Annotated in this window: 19 protein-coding genes; 11 read left to right on the top strand and 8 right to left on the bottom strand. The window is 70.1% G+C overall.

Annotated features, from left to right (window positions below; genetic code table 11):
* Nucleotides 1-34: 34 nt before the first annotated feature.
* Complete coding sequence (locus tag C466_RS02940; RefSeq protein ID WP_004596850.1) at nt 35-370, bottom strand: DUF7113 family protein; 336 nt, start codon at nt 368-370, stop codon at nt 35-37.
* A 125-nt stretch (nt 371-495) separates the two neighbouring features.
* On the opposite strand from C466_RS02940, the gene C466_RS02935 reads away from it, so the two are divergent.
* Nucleotides 496-2,388 carry an ATP-binding protein gene (locus C466_RS02935; RefSeq protein ID WP_004596852.1) on the top strand — a complete coding sequence of 631 codons (1,893 nt, stop codon included), beginning with the start codon at nt 496-498 and terminating at the stop codon, nt 2,386-2,388.
* Nucleotides 2,389-2,401: 13 nt separating this feature from the next.
* Here C466_RS02935 and C466_RS02930 read toward each other — a convergent pair whose 3' ends face one another.
* Entirely contained in the window at nt 2,402-2,815 is a 414-nt protein-coding gene (locus C466_RS02930; protein WP_004596854.1) for an RDD family protein, read from the bottom strand.
* 144 nt (nt 2,816-2,959) lie between these two features.
* Between C466_RS02930 and C466_RS02925 the strand changes: the two genes are divergently transcribed.
* Nucleotides 2,960-3,412, top strand: a complete 453-nt coding sequence (locus C466_RS02925; RefSeq protein ID WP_004596857.1) for a universal stress protein — start codon at nt 2,960-2,962, stop codon at nt 3,410-3,412.
* Nucleotides 3,413-3,512: 100 nt separating this feature from the next.
* On the opposite strand, the gene C466_RS02920 is transcribed toward C466_RS02925, so the two are convergent.
* Nucleotides 3,513-3,800: a hypothetical protein gene (locus C466_RS02920; RefSeq protein WP_004596859.1), complete on the bottom strand. Its 288-nt coding sequence runs from the start codon at nt 3,798-3,800 to the stop codon at nt 3,513-3,515.
* 107 nt (nt 3,801-3,907) lie between these two features.
* Here C466_RS02920 and C466_RS02915 point away from each other — a divergent pair, with 107 nt between their 5' ends.
* Nucleotides 3,908-4,639, top strand: a complete 732-nt coding sequence (locus tag C466_RS02915) for a DUF4013 domain-containing protein (RefSeq protein ID WP_004596861.1) — start codon at nt 3,908-3,910, stop codon at nt 4,637-4,639.
* Between the two features lie 99 nt (nt 4,640-4,738).
* On the opposite strand, the gene C466_RS02910 is transcribed toward C466_RS02915, so the two are convergent.
* The 4 genes from C466_RS02910 to C466_RS02895 all read right to left on the bottom strand — a co-directional run bounded on the left by C466_RS02910 (nt 4,739) and on the right by C466_RS02895 (nt 8,244).
* A complete protein-coding gene (locus C466_RS02910; RefSeq protein WP_004596863.1) occupies nt 4,739-5,215 on the bottom strand; it encodes a 50S ribosomal protein L11 in 477 nt (158 codons plus the stop codon).
* Between the two features lie 575 nt (nt 5,216-5,790).
* The gene (locus C466_RS02905) at nt 5,791-7,167 is read right to left on the bottom strand and encodes an MFS transporter (RefSeq protein ID WP_004596865.1); all 1,377 of its coding nucleotides are present in this window, start codon (nt 7,165-7,167) and stop codon (nt 5,791-5,793) included.
* Complete coding sequence (locus C466_RS02900; RefSeq protein ID WP_004596868.1) at nt 7,164-7,880, bottom strand: TetR/AcrR family transcriptional regulator; 717 nt, start codon at nt 7,878-7,880, stop codon at nt 7,164-7,166. The genes C466_RS02905 and C466_RS02900 overlap by 4 nt, the downstream gene beginning before the upstream one ends.
* Nucleotides 7,881-8,049: 169 nt before the next feature.
* Nucleotides 8,050-8,244, bottom strand: a complete 195-nt coding sequence (locus tag C466_RS02895; RefSeq protein WP_004596869.1) for a cold-shock protein — start codon at nt 8,242-8,244, stop codon at nt 8,050-8,052.
* A 210-nt stretch (nt 8,245-8,454) separates the two neighbouring features.
* Between C466_RS02895 and sdhC the strand changes: the two genes are divergently transcribed.
* The 6 genes from sdhC to C466_RS02865 all read left to right on the top strand — a co-directional run bounded on the left by sdhC (nt 8,455) and on the right by C466_RS02865 (nt 13,236).
* Nucleotides 8,455-8,880: a succinate dehydrogenase, cytochrome b556 subunit gene (gene sdhC, locus C466_RS02890; protein WP_004596872.1), complete on the top strand. Its 426-nt coding sequence runs from the start codon at nt 8,455-8,457 to the stop codon at nt 8,878-8,880.
* Nucleotide 8,881: 1 nt separating this feature from the next.
* Nucleotides 8,882-9,253, top strand: coding sequence for a succinate dehydrogenase hydrophobic membrane anchor subunit (locus tag C466_RS02885; protein WP_004596874.1), 372 nt, complete (start codon nt 8,882-8,884; stop codon nt 9,251-9,253).
* A gap of 7 nt (nt 9,254-9,260) precedes the next feature.
* The gene (locus tag C466_RS02880) at nt 9,261-10,151 is read left to right on the top strand and encodes a succinate dehydrogenase/fumarate reductase iron-sulfur subunit (RefSeq protein ID WP_004599561.1); all 891 of its coding nucleotides are present in this window, start codon (nt 9,261-9,263) and stop codon (nt 10,149-10,151) included.
* A gap of 53 nt (nt 10,152-10,204) precedes the next feature.
* Nucleotides 10,205-12,034 (top strand): FAD-binding protein, encoded by a 1,830-nt coding sequence (locus tag C466_RS02875; RefSeq protein WP_004596879.1) that lies wholly within the window; start codon nt 10,205-10,207, stop codon nt 12,032-12,034.
* Nucleotides 12,035-12,261: 227 nt separating this feature from the next.
* A complete protein-coding gene (locus C466_RS02870) occupies nt 12,262-12,489 on the top strand; it encodes a hypothetical protein (RefSeq protein WP_007345225.1) in 228 nt (75 codons plus the stop codon).
* Nucleotides 12,490-12,600: 111 nt separating this feature from the next.
* A complete protein-coding gene (locus C466_RS02865) occupies nt 12,601-13,236 on the top strand; it encodes a uracil-DNA glycosylase (protein ID WP_004596883.1) in 636 nt (211 codons plus the stop codon).
* Between the two features lie 28 nt (nt 13,237-13,264).
* On the opposite strand, the gene C466_RS02860 is transcribed toward C466_RS02865, so the two are convergent.
* On the bottom strand, nt 13,265-14,428 hold the full coding sequence (locus C466_RS02860; RefSeq protein WP_004596885.1) for an NAD-binding protein: 1,164 nt from the start codon (nt 14,426-14,428) through the stop codon (nt 13,265-13,267).
* Nucleotides 14,429-14,547: 119 nt separating this feature from the next.
* On the opposite strand from C466_RS02860, the gene C466_RS02855 reads away from it, so the two are divergent.
* Entirely contained in the window at nt 14,548-15,816 is a 1,269-nt protein-coding gene (locus tag C466_RS02855) for a potassium channel family protein (RefSeq protein WP_004596887.1), read from the top strand.
* Nucleotides 15,813-17,126, top strand: a complete 1,314-nt coding sequence (locus C466_RS02850; RefSeq protein ID WP_004596889.1) for a cation:proton antiporter regulatory subunit — start codon at nt 15,813-15,815, stop codon at nt 17,124-17,126. The genes C466_RS02855 and C466_RS02850 overlap by 4 nt, the downstream gene beginning before the upstream one ends.
* Nucleotides 17,127-17,130: the final 4 nt, after the last annotated feature.

Below are 17,130 nucleotides of genomic sequence, written 5' to 3'. Positions count from 1 at the left end.
GGTAGCGGACGCGGCCGGAGTTCGGTAGCGAAGCTCAGGCGGGGTCCGCCGCGCTCACCTCGACCGCGACGTCGTCGGGGTCGACGCCGATCCGCGCGAACTGCGTCCGGACGTGGTCGCGGGCCGCCTCGACCGCCTGGTCTCGGGTGTCGAACCCGCGCGGCATCGGCTCCTCGAAGGCGACGCGGATCTCCTCGCCGTCGACGACGAGCGGGGAGCCGCCGCTCTCGACCTCGTAGAAGGAGTCGCACACCCACACGTACGGCGCGTCCTCGTTCGGCGCGCCCTTGTACGCCGGCGGCTCCTCGCCGCGCTCGAACACCGTGCCGGTGAGGTCCGTCCCGCCGCCGCTGCCGCGAACGAGTATCATGCCACGGCTACGGGACCGAGCCGGATAAGGGCGCCGTGACCGGCGCTCTGCGGCCGGTCGGGGCCGAGACGGTTGCCGGCGACGCGAGGGCAAACGCTTTCGGCCCGGCGGCCGGTGGATACGCCATGACGCTGGAGGATTTCACCGAGTTCAGCGGTGACGGTGACGGTGACGGCGAGGACGGCGCTCGAGGTGAGGCCGACGGCGCCGGGGAGGCCGGAGACGGCGGCGAGTCCGCGGCCGACGGCGGGAGCGCGGCGGGCGCGGCCCCCTCGGACGCGCCCGAGCCCGACGCGGGCGGCGACCGCGGGGACGACGCGTTCGCCGCCTACGACGCCACGCCGGCCGGAAGCGACTCGGGCCTGGGCGTCGTGTCGGTGTCGCAGGGGCTCCGCGTGGCGGAGGAGGAAGACGAGACGTCGCTGAAGGCGTTCGTCACGACCGGGAACCGCGAGTCGGTGCGGCTCGGGAAATACCTCCTGATCCCGTATCCCGACGGCGAGCGCCTCTTCTGTCGGATCACCGGACTGGAGTACGCACAGGAGTTCCAGTCGGACGACGCGACGGAGATCCACGCCCGCCGGCAGATGCGACGCGACGAGTTCGCCGAGCGCGACTACAAGTTCGTCGCCGACCTCGAACCGATGTCCGTCGTCTACGGCGAGGGCGACTCGATGAAGCGGCGGATGACGGACCGCGTGCCCAAGCCGGGCGCCGTCGTCGAGGAGGCGGCCGACGACGCCGAGATCAAGACGGGGCTGAAGATCCCCGACGACGGCGTCTTCCTCGGGCACCTCTCGGTCGGCGGCGAGAAGGTCCGGACCGCGGCGGAACCCCCCACGGTCGACTACCGCGTGAAGGACGACTACGCCGACGGCGACCCGCTCGCGTTCCGCCACACGCTCGTCGCCGGCGGCACCGGGTCGGGGAAGACCCACGCCTCGAAGAACGTCCTCCGGCAGTACCTCGACTCGGACCGGACCTACCCCATGGGCGACGGCCGCGAGTCGCGAATGGCCGTCGTCCAGTTCGACCCGCAGGACGAGTACGCGCAGATGCACGACGACAACCCCGACCTCGACGACGCGTTCGCGCGGCGGCTGGAGCGCGAGGGGATCGCCCACGGCGGCCACGACGACACCGTCGCCCTCGTCCCGCGAGTCGCGAACGCGACGTACCCCGGCGAGGGACACCGCGCCGAACGCGTCGAGTTCACGATCCCCTTCTCGCTGGCGGACGACATGCCGTGGCTCGTCGCGGGCTCCGGGCTCAACGACAACCAGTACCCCGCGCTGTTGACGCTGCTCAACCGCTTCTTCGACAACTACGGGGACTCGGGCACCTACAGCCAGTTCCTCTCGTACCTCGACGACCCGGCGCTGAAAGAGGAGCTCCACGAGAGCGGCCGGGTCCACGAGGCGACGTTCGACGCCGTCAAGCGTCGGGTCCGGGGCGTCCCGAGCGGCGTGTTCGACCAGGACGCGAAGCCGATCACGGAGCTGGACCACACGCTCGTGCGCCCCGGCGGGCTCTCCGTCGTCCCCACGTATCACCTCCCGACCTCCCGGCAGAAGGAGATCGTCGTCCTCGCGGTCGCGGGGCTGCTCGTCGACGACAAGCTCTCGAACGACCCGGCGAGCGACCGGATCAAGGAGACGCCGCTGCTGGTCGGGATGGACGAGGCGCACAACTTCCTCGCCGACGCCGACAACGTCCAAGCGCAGAAGGTGGTCCAGAAGTTCACGGAGGCCGCCAAGCAGGGCCGGAAGGAGCGACTTGGCCTCTTCCTGATCACGCAGGACCCGCAGGACGTCGCCGAGTCGGTGTTCAAACAGGTGAACACGAAGATCGTGTTGAACCTCGGCGACGAGGACGCGATCTCCAGCGTCAACATCCCGACGAACCTCGCCGGGAAGGTCCCGTACATGGAGAAGGGACAGATGGTCGTCTACTCGCCGGACAACTCCGAGCCCGTCGAGCTGATCGGGCTCTCGGAGTGCGTGACGCGGCACGACTGACTGCGGAGCCTTCCTAAACCCGCACGACCAGCGTGTCCGCGAACCGATCGCCGAGCCGCTGGTTGTCGAGGTCGTCGGCGATGAACACGACGCCAGCGAGGATCAGCAGGAGCGAGGCGCCGCCGAGTATCTTCGTGACGTTTCGAACGACCGCTGCGCTGGCGGAGATCTCCTCGCCGTCCGTGTCGACGACCTCGATCCCGACGACCCACTTCCCCGGCGTGTGCCCCCAGACCGCTTCCGAGACGACGTACCAGCCCACCGCGACGAGGAGGAAAGCGAGGTCGGCGAGGCCGCCCGAGACGGCGCCGACCGCCAACGAGACGACGGCGGCGGCGGCGAGGCTCGCGACCATGTCGACGAGCCACGCGCCGCCGCGGGCGGTGACCGACGCCAGCTGCGACCGCGCGTACGGGGTGTTGCTCATGCGGATCGTTGAAGCGGCGCCCCAGCAAGTGTTTTGGGCCGAGCGCCGACGCAGTCGAGGAGTTCCGCTGCCCCCTGGCGGCGGATTGCCACCGAGCCGGAGTCGCCGCCGCTCTTTTTATCCGGAGCGGGCGAACCGCCACGTATGCCCAAACGCATCCTCGTCGCGGTCGACGGGTCGGAGGAGGCCGCCGAAGCGCTGCGGTTCGCGGCCGGCGAGTGGCCGGACGCCGAACTCACGGCGCTCCACGTGATCAACCCCGCGGACTCGGCGACAGGCGCGGAGGGCGGGTTCCCGGGGGCCTCCGACCAGTGGTACGAGAGCGCCAAACAGCGCGGCAACCGGACCCTACGCGAGGCGGCCGAGGCGGTCGACCGAGAGATCGAGACGCGCCTGGAGGTCGGCCGGCCGACGAAGACGATCCTCGAGGTGGCCGGCGGCGAGGAGCCGGTCGGGGAGGAGCCGGACTCGGCCGAGCCGTTCGACCACGTCGTGCTGGCGAGTCGGGGGCGGACCGGGCTCTCGCGGGTCCTCCTCGGCAGCGTCGCGGAGGGCGTGGTGCGCCGCGCAGAGGTGCCCGTGACGGTCGTCCGCTGAATCGTCCACTGAATCGAGCGCTGCGATCGACGCGCCGCTACCTGCGATCGATGCGCCGCTACCTGCGATCGATGCGCCGCTACCTGCGATCGGCGCGCCCCTACTCCTCGGCGCGCTCGGCCGCGACCACCTCGCCGACCATCGACCACCCCTCCTCGTCGGGCCCCGAGCGGCCGAGCAGGATCCGGTCGTAGTCGTCGGAGCTGATCAGCCGGAAGTCGGCGTCGCCGTCGGCGTCGGTCCGGACGCCCTCGCCGCGGAACTCTCGCTGGAAGAACTCCGTCGACGAGAACTCGAAGACGCCGCTCTCGCCGGAGTCGAGTTCGAGCCGCACCGGCCGAGGCTGGACGTTGTGGATCCGCTTCGCGACGGGGTTGAGGTCGGGCATACCGGCGAGTCGGGTCGGGCCGGATAAAATCCGTCGGCTCCGGTGCCCGCTGAACGCCGCCGTACTACCTTAATACCTCACGGCGCGTCGAGAGCGTGAGAATCATCATGATAGAAGCATCGCTCACCTACCTCCGCGACGGCGACGACGCCGTCACCACCGCCGTCATCGGCGGGCTCCTGCTCCTCGCGAGTCCGCTGATCGTCCCCTCGATCCTCGTCCTCGGCTACCTGACGCGCGTCCTGCGGCGCACCGCCGACGGCGACGACGCCCCGCCGGTCTTCGGGGAGTGGGGCGACCTGTCCGTCGACGGGCTGAAAGCGTTCGCCGTCGCGTTCGTCTACTCGGTGCTGCCGCTCGCGGTCGTCGCGGTCGCCGCGGCGGTGAGCCTCGGCGCGTTCGTCGTGGTGCCGGGAACCGGCGACGGCGGCGCGGGGACCTTCCTCGGCACCTTCGCAGTCGGGATCTTCGTCCTCGTCGCGGGGCTCGTCGCCCTGGTCCTGTCGCTGGTCGGGCTCTACGTGACGCCCGCGGCGCTGGCCGCGGTGGCAGACTCGGGGCGCGTCGGCGACGGGTTCGCCGTCGGGACGCTCTGGGGCGTCGTCACGAAGCGGGCGTACGCGACGGGGTGGATCGCCGCGGCCGTCGTCGTCCTCGCCGGCGCGCTCGCGATCGGCGTGCTCTCGGTGGTCCCCGTGCTCGGAACGATTGCCGGCGTGTTCGTCCAGTTCTACGCGCTCGTCGCCGCGGCCGCGATCGTCGGCTGGACGTGGGCCGACGTGCGACCGGTCGCGTCCGAACCGCCCGAGTCGGAGCTCGCGGAGCGGCCCGCGGTCTGATCGGTCCGCGGTCTGATCGGTCCACGGTCTGATCGGTCCGCGGTCTGACCGGGCGGAATCGAAAGCGGCGCCGAAGGTCGGAGAGCCGCGAAAAGGGAGCTACTCGTCGAGAACGTCGTCGTACTCGCCGGCGTCGACGCGGTCGTCGAACGTCCGGGCGTCCTCGCCCTCGATGGTGACGCCGAGGGAGGCGCAGGTGCCGCCGACCTCCTTGGCGGCGGCCTTCGTGTCGTACGCGAGCAGGTCGCTCGACTTCTGCTCGGCGACCGTCTTCACCTGCTCGATCGACATGTCGGCGACGAAGTTCTCCTGGGGCTCGCCGGAGCCGGTCTCGAAGCCGGCCTCGTCCTTGATGAGCTCCGCGGTGGGCGGCACGCCGACCTCGATGGTGAAGGAGCCGTCGTCGTCGTACTCGACGGTGACGGGCACCTCCATGCCGTCGAAGGCAGCGGTCTCGTCGTTGATCTCCGCGACGACGTCCTGGACGTCCACCGGCGTCGGTCCGAGCTCGGGACCGAGCGGCGGACCGGGATTGGCCTGCCCGCCGGGGACGAGCGCTTCGATAGTTCCAGCCATGTCCGTACGAACCCGTCGCCGACTTTTAACGGTTGTTCTTTCGGGCAGGGGGAGTCAGCGGTTCGCACACCTTACGAGTGGCTTACATGGCGGTGAACCACTCGTTTGACGAAGCACGTCTGTTCAGTGTGTGCTTATAAATGAATACTCGATGTCGAGTGGAGCTCCGCCAGCTCTCCCGCCGTTTATTTATCAATCGTTGACTGCTGACAAACGGCAAACACCGCCAAAGTCCCACCCGCTCGGCGATACGTGGTCGCTGCCGCGGAGAACACCTCCAAAGCCCCAGCCGCGAGGAGGCCGTACGCTCGCTGCGCTCCTCGCTCAGTCACTCCGTTCCTTCGCTACGGTGCTTACGTCGCCTACGGCCTCCTCGCGGCTGCCCCTTTGATTCCCACCCCGCACAGCACAGCAACCGCACCTCACACCTCCCCAGCCTCGTCAGTCGCCGTCGCTTCGCTCCGGCGACTGACTCCCTCGCGCGTGCTGCTCGCGGCCGAGGGCCGCTCGCAGGCACGCGCCACCGCCTCGTTCATTTTTAAACCGTGCCTACGCTGGGTCGAGGGCGTAATCGACTACGAGTCGACGACGCTCGACGGGTCGCTCGAACCCGCCTCGTCCGCGACGCGTCCGGGGAGGAACGATCCCGTCTCCCGGCGGACCCCGAGGAGGAGGACGCCCCCGGCGAGGAGCGGGAGGGCCGCGCAGGCGGCGTAGATCGGGGTAAAGCCGACCGCCTCGATGAGCGGGAGCGACACCATCGGCCCGAGTCCGCCGCCCACGTCGCCGAGGACGTTGTTGGTCCCCGAGGCGCGGCCCATCCGCTCGTCGGGCGTCAGGTCCGCGAGCAGGGCCATCATCGGACCGCTCGTCCCGCCCTGCCCCGCGCCGATGAAGACGCAGGCGAGGCCCAAGGAGAGGACCGACCCGGCCCTGGCGAGCAGCAGGAACCCGACGAACGAGACGGCGAGGAACGTCAGCAGAATGGGCGTCCGGGAGTTCCGAGTGTCGGATATCCGCCCGCCGACGAGCATGAAGAACGCTGCCGAGACGACCGTGCCGGCCATGAACAGCCCGGAGGTGCCCTGCGGCGCGAGGCCGAACAGCGAGATGTCGTTCGCGCCGAGGAACAGGACGAGCGTCGAGAACAGCGCGCCGATGTACGCGAACATCAGCCCGAAGTTGACCAGCCCGACCGTCACGGCCGGAATCGCGGTGTCGACCTCCCATGGCTTGATCGAGTCTCCCGAGCGGTCGCCGGTGACGTGGGTCTCCGGAACGTACCGGTACGCGACCACGCTGGCCGTGAGCGCGAACGCGGCGGCGACGGTGAACGCGGCGACTTTGCCCGCGAGCGCGGAGACGATCCCCCCGAGCACGAGGCCCGCCGGGAACCCCATCGTGATCCCGCCGCGGACGATCCCCATGTTCGTCCCCCGCGAGCCGCTGTCGGAGAGGTCGGCGGCGATGGTGTAGGCGGTCGCGAACACGGCCGCGGAGCCGAGCCCCCACAGGATCCGCGCGAGCAGGAACCACGTCTCCGGGGCGACCGCGACGCCGATCGGAGCGAACCACTCCTCGGGGCCGACCGCGAGGGGGCCGGCCGCGAGCGTCGGCAGCGAGGCCGCGAGCGGGCGGAGCGTCTCGGCGGGCGGCATCGCGAGCGCGACGACGTAGCCGAGCGTGGCGACTCCCTCCACGAACAGCCCGACGACGAACGGCGTGCGCGTCCCGTACCGGTCGACGAGGGCGCCGGCGGGCGCGTTCGCGACGAGCCGGACCCACCGGTTCGCGGAGAGGATCGCGCCCACCATGAACGCCGAGATCCCCAACACCGCGCCGAGGTTCGGGAGGATCGGGAAGACGACGCCGCCGCCGAAGCCGACGAAGAACGTGCTCGCGATCACCGCGAGTAGCACCGGCGGCGGTCGCTCGAACCCGAAGCGTGTCATTCGGGCTCGTCCGCGGCCGCGTCGGCTTCCTGACGCTCGTTCTCAGATGCGTCCGGGTCGCGCCGGAGCGCCTCGATGGCGTCGTCGAGCGGCGGCAGTTCGACCCCGTCGGCGAGCAGCGGCCCGACGATCCGCCGGAGCGCCGCCTCCGCGACCTCGCGGGTGTAGCCGTCGCCCTCGGCGTCGCGCTCGGCCCCGGCGAGCGTGATCTGCCGGGTCCGCGCGCCGTCGAGGGTCGCCACGAGCAGGGCCGCCGTCTCCTCGACGTCGACGTCGCGGAAGACGCCCGCCTCGATGCCGTCGGCGAGGATGTCGGCGACCGTCCCCCGGAGCAGCCGGTCGCTGCGCGCCAGCTGCTCGCGGATCCGCTCGTTGAACGGGCCCTGGGTGCGGAGCTCCAGCAGGGCGATGTGGAACGCCTCGCGGTCGGCCTCGTCGGGCGCGAAGACGAACCACCCGACGAACTGGACCAGTCGGTCGACGGGCGGGTCGTCGGCGCGGGCCGCGATCCGCTCCTCCGAGTCGGTGACGACGTAGTCGAGGAAGGCGACGAGCAGGTCCTCCTTCGTGTCGTAGTGGTAGTGGAGCAGCGACTTGCTCTTCGAACACTCGTCGGCGATGTCCTGCATCGTCAGGTCGGCGTAGCCGTGAGCGCGGAGGGCGCTGTACACCCCGTCCATGATCTCCGCGGCCGCGCTCGGCGAGTCGCTCATTGACTGACCGGTCAGTCAACGAGCGGTAAATTCCTATCGGTCGGGGGCGTTCCGCGCCGAAAGCGTTCCGCGCCGAAAGCGCCCGTCGTCCGCGGCAGCACGCGCGTCGGCGCCGCCGCTCAGCGGACGAGAACAGTCGAAAAGCCGATTCGCCTCGGGTGTCGCCGACTTACAGACGGGTGACGTTCGACGCGCGCGGACCCTTGTCCGCCTCCTCGATGTCGAACTCGACTTCCTGACCCTCTTCGAGGTCCGGGCCGCCGACGTCCTCCATGTGGAAGAACACGTCCTCGTCCGCGTCGTCAGTCGAAATGAAACCGTAGCCGCCAGTGTCGTTGAAGAAGTCAACTTCGCCTTTCGCCATTGCGACCGTAGAAGTGGGACTGGAACATATAAGGCTTCCGTGACGTGCCGCGGCGTGGAACGCCGCCTCACGGAGCGGCTCGGAGCCGTGGCACGGAGCGGCTAGGGGGCGACCCGCCCCGGCCGCGAGCCGCCGCCGAGCCCGGGGACGCGGGGGCGAGCGCCGCCGTGTTAGAAACTACTATACGACCCCGGTTCAGAACCGTTAGGTATGAGTCAGTCGTACAATCGAGGCCTCATCGAGGACTTCGGCCGCTGGCGGGAGTTCGAGGCGGGGATGTGGGCGTGGATCTTCCACAAGTTCACGGGATGGGTGCTCATCGGGTACCTGTTCACGCACATCGCCGTGTTGAGTACGGGGATTCCGGCCGCCGGCGCCGGCGAGGCGGCGATCGCAGCGGGAAACGACGTGTACACCCAGACCATCGTCTCGCTGGAGGGGCTGCTTCTCGTGCGCCTCCTGGAGGTCGGCCTGCTGGCGGTGGCGGTGTTCCACATGCTCAACGGGACCCGCCTCCTTCTCACGGACCTCGGAATCGGGCTGGAGGCACAGGACAAGAGCTTCTACGCGTCGCTGATCCTCACGGGAGCGATCACCGTCGCGTCGGTGCCGACGTTCATCGCGGGGGCGTTCTGAGATGGCCGAGCGCTACTCCTCGTTCCAGTCGGGCGGCCGCATGTGGTTCCTCCAGCGGGTCACGGCGGTCTTCCTGCTGGTCGTGCTGGCGTTCCACTTCTTCCTGCTCCACTTCGTCCACCACGCGGACGAGGTGTCGTTCCTCGCCAGTTCGGCTCGGATGGAGCAGCTGAGCTACTACTCGCTGATGATCCTCTTCCTCGTGACCGCGACGTTCCACGGGGTCAACGGCGTCTACAACGCGCTGGTGAACCAGGGGCTCACCGGCACGAAACGCACCGTGATCAAGTGGACGCTCGTCGCCGCGAGCGTCGTGTTGATCGCCCAGGGAATCCGCACCGCGAACGCGTGGGCGGGTATCGGACTCTACTGAACCGACCATGAGCACGCAAATTCCGAAGCAGACCGAGGAATCGAGCGAGACCGAAGCCGAGACGCAGCCCGCCTCGAAGGGCGAGGAGCGCCGCGCGGAGAAGCGGCGTCGCGCGGCCGAGCGCCGCGAACAGCGGCAGGAGGAGGAGGCCGAGAAGGCGGCCGCAGACGAGAGCACGGTGGAGCTGAAGGTGTTCCGCTACGACCCGCAGGTCGAGGGGAAACAGGAGCCGCGGTTCGACACGTTCCACGTCCCGTTCACGAAGGGGATGACCGTCCTCGACGCGCTGATGTACGCGCGCGACACGTACGACTCCTCGCTCACGTTCCGGCACTCCTGCCGGCAGGCGGTGTGCGGCTCGGACGCCATGTTCGTCAACGGCGGCCAGAAGCTGGCGTGTAAGACGCAGATCTCGGACCTCGACGAGCCGGTCCGCGTCGAGCCGCTCCCGCACGCCGAGGTGACGAAGGACCTCGTCGTCGACATGGAGCACTTCTACGACCAGATGGAGGCCGTCGAGCCGTACTTCCAGACGAACGAGTACCCGGACGGCGAGCTCGAAGAGCAGCGCCAGGACCGGGAGAACCGCGAGAAGATCAAGATGTCCACGCGCTGTATCTGGTGTGGCGCGTGCATGTCCTCGTGCAACATCGCCGCGGGCGACAACGAGTACCTCGGTCCCGCCGCGATCAACAAGGCGTACCGGTTCGCGATGGACGAGCGCGAGGGCGAGGATATCAAACAGAAGCGGCTGGAGATCATCGAGCAGGAACACGGCGTCTGGCGGTGTCAGACGCAGTTCTCCTGTACGGAGGTGTGCCCGAAGGACATCCCCCTCACCGAGCACATCCAGGAGCTGAAGCGCGAGGCGGTCAAAAACAACCTGAAGTTCTGGTAGCGACGGGAGACACGCTCAAGGGCATTCAGACCTAACCAACTTTCATACCAACAATGTACGAACACGACGTCGTCGTCGTCGGGGCCGGCGGGGCGGGACTCCGGGCGGCGATCGCGGCACAAGAGGCGGGCGCGGACGTGGCGATGGTGTCGAAGCTCCATCCCGTCCGGTCGCACACGGGCGCGGCAGAGGGCGGGATCAACGCGGCGCTGCGCGACGCCGACTCCTGGCAGGACCACGCGTACGACACGATGAAGGGGTCCGACTACCTCGGCGACGCGCCGGCGGTCGAGGCCCTCTGTCAGGAGAGCCCCGAGGAGGTCATCCGCCTCGAACACTGGGGGATGCCGTTCTCCCGCGAGGACGACGGCCGCGTCTCCCAGCGACCGTTCGGCGGCCTATCCTTCCCGCGCACGACGTACGCGGGCGCCGAGACCGGCCACCAGATGCTCCACACGATGTACGAGCAGGTGGTCAAACGAGGCATCACGGTGTACGACGAGTGGCACGTGATGGACCTCGCGGTCACCGACGAGGACGACCCCGCCGAGCGGACCTGTCACGGCGTCGTCGCGTACGACATCCAGAGCGGCGAGATCAGCGGCTTCCGCGCCGAGAACGGCGTCATCCTCGCGACGGGCGGGATGGGGCAGGTGTTCGACCACACCACGAACGCGGTCGCGAACACCGGCGACGGGGTCGCGATGGCGTACCGCGCCGGCGTCCCGATGGAGGACATGGAGTTCATCCAGTTCCACCCGACGACGCTGCCGTCGACGGGCGTCCTCATCTCCGAGGGCGTCCGCGGCGAGGGCGGAATCCTCTACAACGAGGACGGCGAGCGGTTCATGTTCGAGCACGGCTACGCGAACAACGACGGCGAGCTCGCCTCCCGCGATGTCGTCTCCCGCGCCGAGCTGACCGAGGTCAACGAGGGCCGCGGCATCGAGGACGAGTACGTCCACCTCGACATGCGCCACCTCGGCGAGGAGCGCATCCTCGACCGGCTGGAGAACATTCTCCACCTCGCGGAGGACTTCGAGGGCGCCGACGGGCTCACGGAGCCGATGCCGGTCAAGCCCGGCCAGCACTACGCGATGGGCGGCATCGAGACGAACGAGTTCGGCGAGACCGTCATCGACGGGCTGTACGCCGCCGGCGAGTGCGCCTGCGCCTCCGTCCACGGCGCGAACCGCCTCGGCGGCAACGCGCTCCCGGAGCTCATCGTCTTCGGCAAGCGCGCCGGGCGCCACGCCGCCGGCGAGGAGATGGGCGAGGCCGAGGTCACGACCGGCCGGTCCAGCGACTGGGAACCGGCCGACTACGAGTTCGGCGTTGAGGTCGGCGAGACGGACGGCTCGGACCCCGCCGCGGCCGACGGCGGCGCCGTGGCGACCGACGCCGAGAGCGTCGTCGGGGGCGCCGTCGACCGCGCACAGGAGCGCGTCGACGAACTGCTCTCCCGCAAGGGCCGCAACCACGCGGAGATCCGCTCCGCGGTCCAGGAGACGATGACGGCCAACGTCAACGTGTTCCGCGAGGAGGGCCGGCTGGAGGAGACGCTCGAAGACCTCCGCGAGGCCCGCGAGGCGTACAAGGACGTCGCGGTGTCGGACCCGTCGCGGACGTTCAACACCGACCTCATCCACACGATCGAGACGCGGAACATCCTCGACCTCGCGGAGGCGCTGACGATGGGCGCGCTCGCCCGCGAGGAGTTCCGGGGCGCCCACTGGCGCAAGGAACACCAGGAGCGCAAAGACGAGGAGTGGCTGAAGCACACGCTCATCTCGTGGAACGACGGCGAGCCGGAGCTGTGGTACAAGCCCGTCGTCCTCGAGGGCGAGAACAAGACGTACGAACCGAAGAGCCGCTCGTACTGAGCCGGCCGGCTCGCTTTCGCCGGATCGATCCGGATCGTTCACGGTTTCCTATCCGTCGACGGTCGAAATCGAGCGTCGATACGCGTCGATTCCCGGTTCGTCGATCGACGTTATTCGATCGGATATGAGGATATTCGCGTTCTTAGGCGCTCTCTCGTTATTTGAGGTGTTTTCGACGACTGTTGAATAGGGGATTTATTATCGTCGAACCCGACGTGTCGGACAAGATGCTCGAAACGGAGACCGCGTCCGCGACGGCCCCGTCGCTCCCCCGGGAGCTCCAGTCGCCCCGCGCCAAGCTCGTGTACCTGTACCTCACCACGAACGGCGACGCCACCGTTTCCGAGATGGGCGAGTCGCTCGGCATGAAGAAGCTCTCGTTATACAGCATCCTGAAGACCCTCCGCAGCGAGGGGCTCGTCGACTGCGACGGCGACTGCTACGTACCCAACTGACGCGGCCGCCGTCTCGGCGCTCGCGGGTCGTCGCCTCGCGACGCCGCGTTTCTCTCGTCTCCTCGCCCGCCACGGCGGAGCGTTTAGGGTGGCGGAGCGCCCACGTCGACCGTGGACGCGAACCAGACGGAGTTCGAGAACCCGTTCGCGATGGACACCGACTGCGAGAACTGCGAGGAGCTGTGCGGCGCCCGCGACCGCGTCGTCCACGGCTACGGCGACGTCGGCGCCGAGTTCCTCGTGGTCGGGACGGCGCCGACCGAAGCCGCCGAGCGCAACGGTGTCCCCTTCACCGGCGAGGGGGGCGGCGAGCGCGTCCAGTCGATCTTCGGCGACCTCGGCTTCGTCCGCTCGGCGCCGGACGCCGCGGAGCCCGACGTCCAGAACATATTCTTCACGAACCTGACGCGGTGTCGGCATCCCGACCGCAAGCCGACGGACCGGGAAGTCGGCACCTGCGAGCCGTTCCTCAACGCGGAGATCCGGATGATAAACCCCCAGATCATCGTGCCGGTCGGCGAGCGACCCCTCCGCGAGCTGGCCGTCGAGTACACGACGCGCCGGCCGGACTCCTTCGACGTCGACGCCGAACACGCGACGACGATCCGCGGGCGCGGGTTCGAGCTGGTGCCGATGAAGGAGCCGGCGGCGATGAGCGACGACGAGGCCGACGCCTTCCGCGACCACATGCACGAGAACGTGTTGAGCCGCGACTACCGACAGACGAAGGGGCGGCGGAGCCGCTGAGCGGTCGGGAGCGATCCCGCCGCGACGCTCAGTCGTCGAGGTCGATGTCGTCGAGGACTCCCTCGGTCGCGTCCGTGCTGTCGGCGCCGAACGCGCAGTCGACGATGATGTGCCCGCCGAGCGTCGTCGGCGAGATCACCTGATCGGCCCCCGCGCGGCGGAGCTTGTCGACGTTCTCGCGCTGCGTGACCGCCGCGACGATCCGCACGTCGGGGTTGAGCTGTCGGGCGGTGAGGATGGCGAGCGCGTCGCGCGCGTCGTCCTCGGTGGCGGCGACGACCGCGCGGGCGCCGGCGAGGTTCACCCGTTCGAGCGGGTCGACGTCGCTGGGGTCCGCGGTGAACACCGGAATGTCGCGCTCGGCGAGCCGCCGCGCGGCGGTCTCGTCGGGCGTCACGACGGCGTACTCGACGCCGTCGCGGGCGTCGAGCTCTTCGAGAATCGGTTCCGTCAGGTCCCCGTAGCCGAGCACGAGGACGTGGTCGTCGAGGAGGTCGATCTGTCTGTCGGTCATTTTTCCGAGCGCCTTGGAGAGCTGCGCCTCGATGGCGGGCGTGAGGAGGACCCCGAGCGCCACCGCGAAGGCGGCGACGTTCATCACGAGCGAGGAGACCGCGAACAGCCGGGCGATGTCGGTCGCCGGGCTGATGTCGCCGTAGCCGACCGTGGAGGCGGTGACGACGGTGAAGTAGAACGCGTCGACGATGGTCACGGCCCCGTTGAACTGATCGCGGAGCGCGTACGTGCCGACCGTCCCGTAGGAGACGGCCGTCACCAGCGCGGCGCCGGCCGCGAGCTGCGTCGGCGAGGGGGAGTACGACCTGTCGAACCGCCCCCGGTTGATCACGAGCGTCGGCACCGAGAGGACGGAGAGCGCCACCAACGGGAACGAGAGGATCGAGGCCTGCATCAGCCCCTGGATCGCCGTCAACGGGAGCAACACCGCCGTGGAGTACCAGCCGATCCGGTAGCCGTTCTTCAGCGCGAAGCCGCTCCCGAGCATCGAGAACCCCGTGATCGTCCCCGTGAACCCGACGGTCTGTCTGACGAAGTCGGGGACCAGCGGGGCGAGCGGCCCGGAGACGCCGAGCCCGCCGATCTGCGCGAGGCCGGCGAGGATCGACAGTATCGCGACCGCGAACGTCAAGGCGATCGACGCTCGGACGGTCACCCAGTCCCGGGTCAGCTCCATATCTCCGCGTCGCCGAGACCGGACTTAAACCCCGCGAGGCGACCGCGAGGCCGACGGTCCCGGGGGCGACCAGCTCCCCCGTCGACACACGTTTAACCCACCCGTCGGTTGAAAGGGGTATGTCGCTGCCCGTCGAGATCGTCTTCGGCGTCTACCTCGGCGTCATCACCGGGATCGTCCCCGCGCTGGTGGCCGGGACCCTCGGGTTCGTGTTCAAGTACGTCACTGACGTGACGATCCCCGGGCTCGGGGTGGTCGTCCTGTCGCTCGCGATCGCCGGCGTCAACGGCGGGCTGCTCGCGCTCAACGACGAGACGATCCGCTCGTCGGAGCGCGCGCCCGCCATCCTCACGGCGATCGTCGTGGTGTTGATGCTCTCCATGTACGCCCACGCGCAGGGTGACCGGCTCGGCGCCAGCGTCCCGAAGCGCATCTCGCTCAGGCAGCTCCGCGACCGGACGCTCTCGACCGACGTGATCGAACTCGTCGGCGGCCGGGGGCGCGTCTCCGTCGAGGTCGCCGGCGAGGTGAACGACATGGAGGGGTACCCGCCGCTGCCGGCCGACACGCGCCGCGCGATCCTCGACGGCGACTGGACGTTCCCCGCAGACCTCCCGCTCGCGGAGCTGGAAGACCGCTTCGCGGAGCGGCTCCAGACCGAGCTCGACCTCGCCGACGTGGCGGTCCGGATCGACGAACAGGCGCGCGCGACCGTCGCCGCGGCGCCGCCGACCGGCGCGCTCTCGAAGCGCGTGCCCGCGGGGAAGCGCGCGGTGTCGGTGTCGGCGCTCGTCCCGACCGGGATCGCCCGCGGCGACGTCGTCCGCGTGATAACCCCCGACCTCGACGCCGAGGGGGCCGTGATCGCCGCCCGGTCCAGCGGGAAGCCGGAACCGGGCGCCGCCGCGACGTCCGACCCGGGCCCCGCCGCAGGCGACGACCCGGACCCGGACGAGGACGCGCGGACCGACGGCGGCGAGGAGACCGTCGGCGCCCCGCCGGCGGCGACCGCACCGACCACGACCGGCGGCGAGGGCCGCGTGACGCTCGCGCTCGACCGCTCCGAGGCGACGACGCTCCTCCGCGCCGACCGCGGGCGCGTGCTGGTGCTGTCGCGGGGCACCCGCCGCGAGTACGAGCTCACGGCCCTGCTGCGCCGGGCCGGGAAGCGGTTCCGGAGGGTCTCCGTCGTCGCCGGAGGGCCGCTGGACGGGCACACGATCGGCGAGGCAGAGGTCCGCGAGGCGTACGACGTGGCCGTCCTCGCGGCGCGCCACGAGTCGTGGACGATCGCGCCCGACGGCTCGCAGTCGCTGTCGGCGGGCGACGACCTGTTCGTCGTCGGGAGCCGCGACGCGCTCGACCGGTTCGCTGAGGTGGCCGCGTGAGCCCCTCGCTCGCTGTCCTCGCCGCGGTCGACGTCGGCTTCGCTCGCCCCCGGCAGGCGGCGATCACGCTGGTCACGTTCGCGGTCGTCGCCACACTCGTGGCCGGCGGCGCGGCGCTCGCCTACCGCTGGTACTTCCGCACGGAGATCCCCGAGGGGGTGACCGGCCTGATCGGGGTCTCGGTCGTCGCCTTGTACCTCAACACGACCTCGCTGGGGTCGGTCGCGGTCGGCGACAACCCGGCCCTCCTGGCGCCCGAGAGCGTCTTCTTCAACCTCGTCTCTCTCGGCGTCGCGGCGGTGATGGCCCCCGTCGGCCGGTACGCGGGCGACCGGCTCGCTGTCGACGTGTTCGCGCTCTCCGGGGCCAAGCAGCTCGAGGGCGAGCTGAGCGGGGTCGTGCGCGCGGTCGGCCGGTTCACGGCGGTGACGATCCCGCCGGCCGACGAGATCGGCGATATGGACACGTACGACCCCGTCTCGCCGGAGAAGAAGGCGGAGCTCGCGGAGACGACCCTGCTGTTCCCGCGGAAGCTCTCGGCGGCGGACCTCCGAGAGCGGCTCGTTTCCCGGCTCAAAGACGAGTACGGCGTCGGCTACGTCGACCTCGACCTCGACGCGGACGGGACCGTCGAGTACTTCGCCGTCGGCTCTCGCGCGGCGGGGCTCGGCCCGACGCTCGCGCCGGGGTCGGCGGCGGTCGCGGTCGCGGCGGACCCGCCGAACAACGCCACCGTCGGCGACACGGTCCAGCTGTGGCGCGACGACCCGGAGCCGAAGCGCGTCGCGACCGGCGAGCTGCGCGGCGTCGCCGGCGACGCCGTCACCGTCGCGCTCGACGAGTCGGACGCCGAACGGCTGACGGAGGAGGGCGACTACCGCCTCGTGACGCTCCCCGCGGAGCCGCAGGCCGACCGCGAGTTCGCCTCCCTGCTGCGGACCGCCGACGAGACGATGGCCTCGGTCGCGGTGGGCGCCGGGAGCGACCTCGACGGGAGCACCGTCGGCGAGGTCGGGGCCGTCGTCGCCGCGGTCCGCCCGGCGGAGGGGCCCGTTCAGCCGATCCCGCCGCGCGCGTACGCCTTCGGCGCCGGCGACCTGGTGTACCTCGTCGGCAGGCCGGACGCGATCCGTCGGTTCGAGGCCGCCGCCGCGTCGCCGCCCGACGCGGAGGGGGCTGACGGAGGGATCGAGACGGCGTCCGCGGCCGCGCGCGACGCCGAGCTCGACGGCATCGACGAGGGGACCGATTTCGACGCGGAGGTCGACCGTGACGAGGAAACCGATTCCGACGGGACGCAACGCTCTTGAGTCG

Origin of the sequence: Halorubrum distributum JCM 10118 (assembly GCF_000337335.1) — an archaeon.
GTDB lineage: Archaea > Halobacteriota > Halobacteria > Halobacteriales > Haloferacaceae > Halorubrum > Halorubrum distributum.
This window is presented reverse-complemented; position numbering and strand designations above follow the sequence as displayed.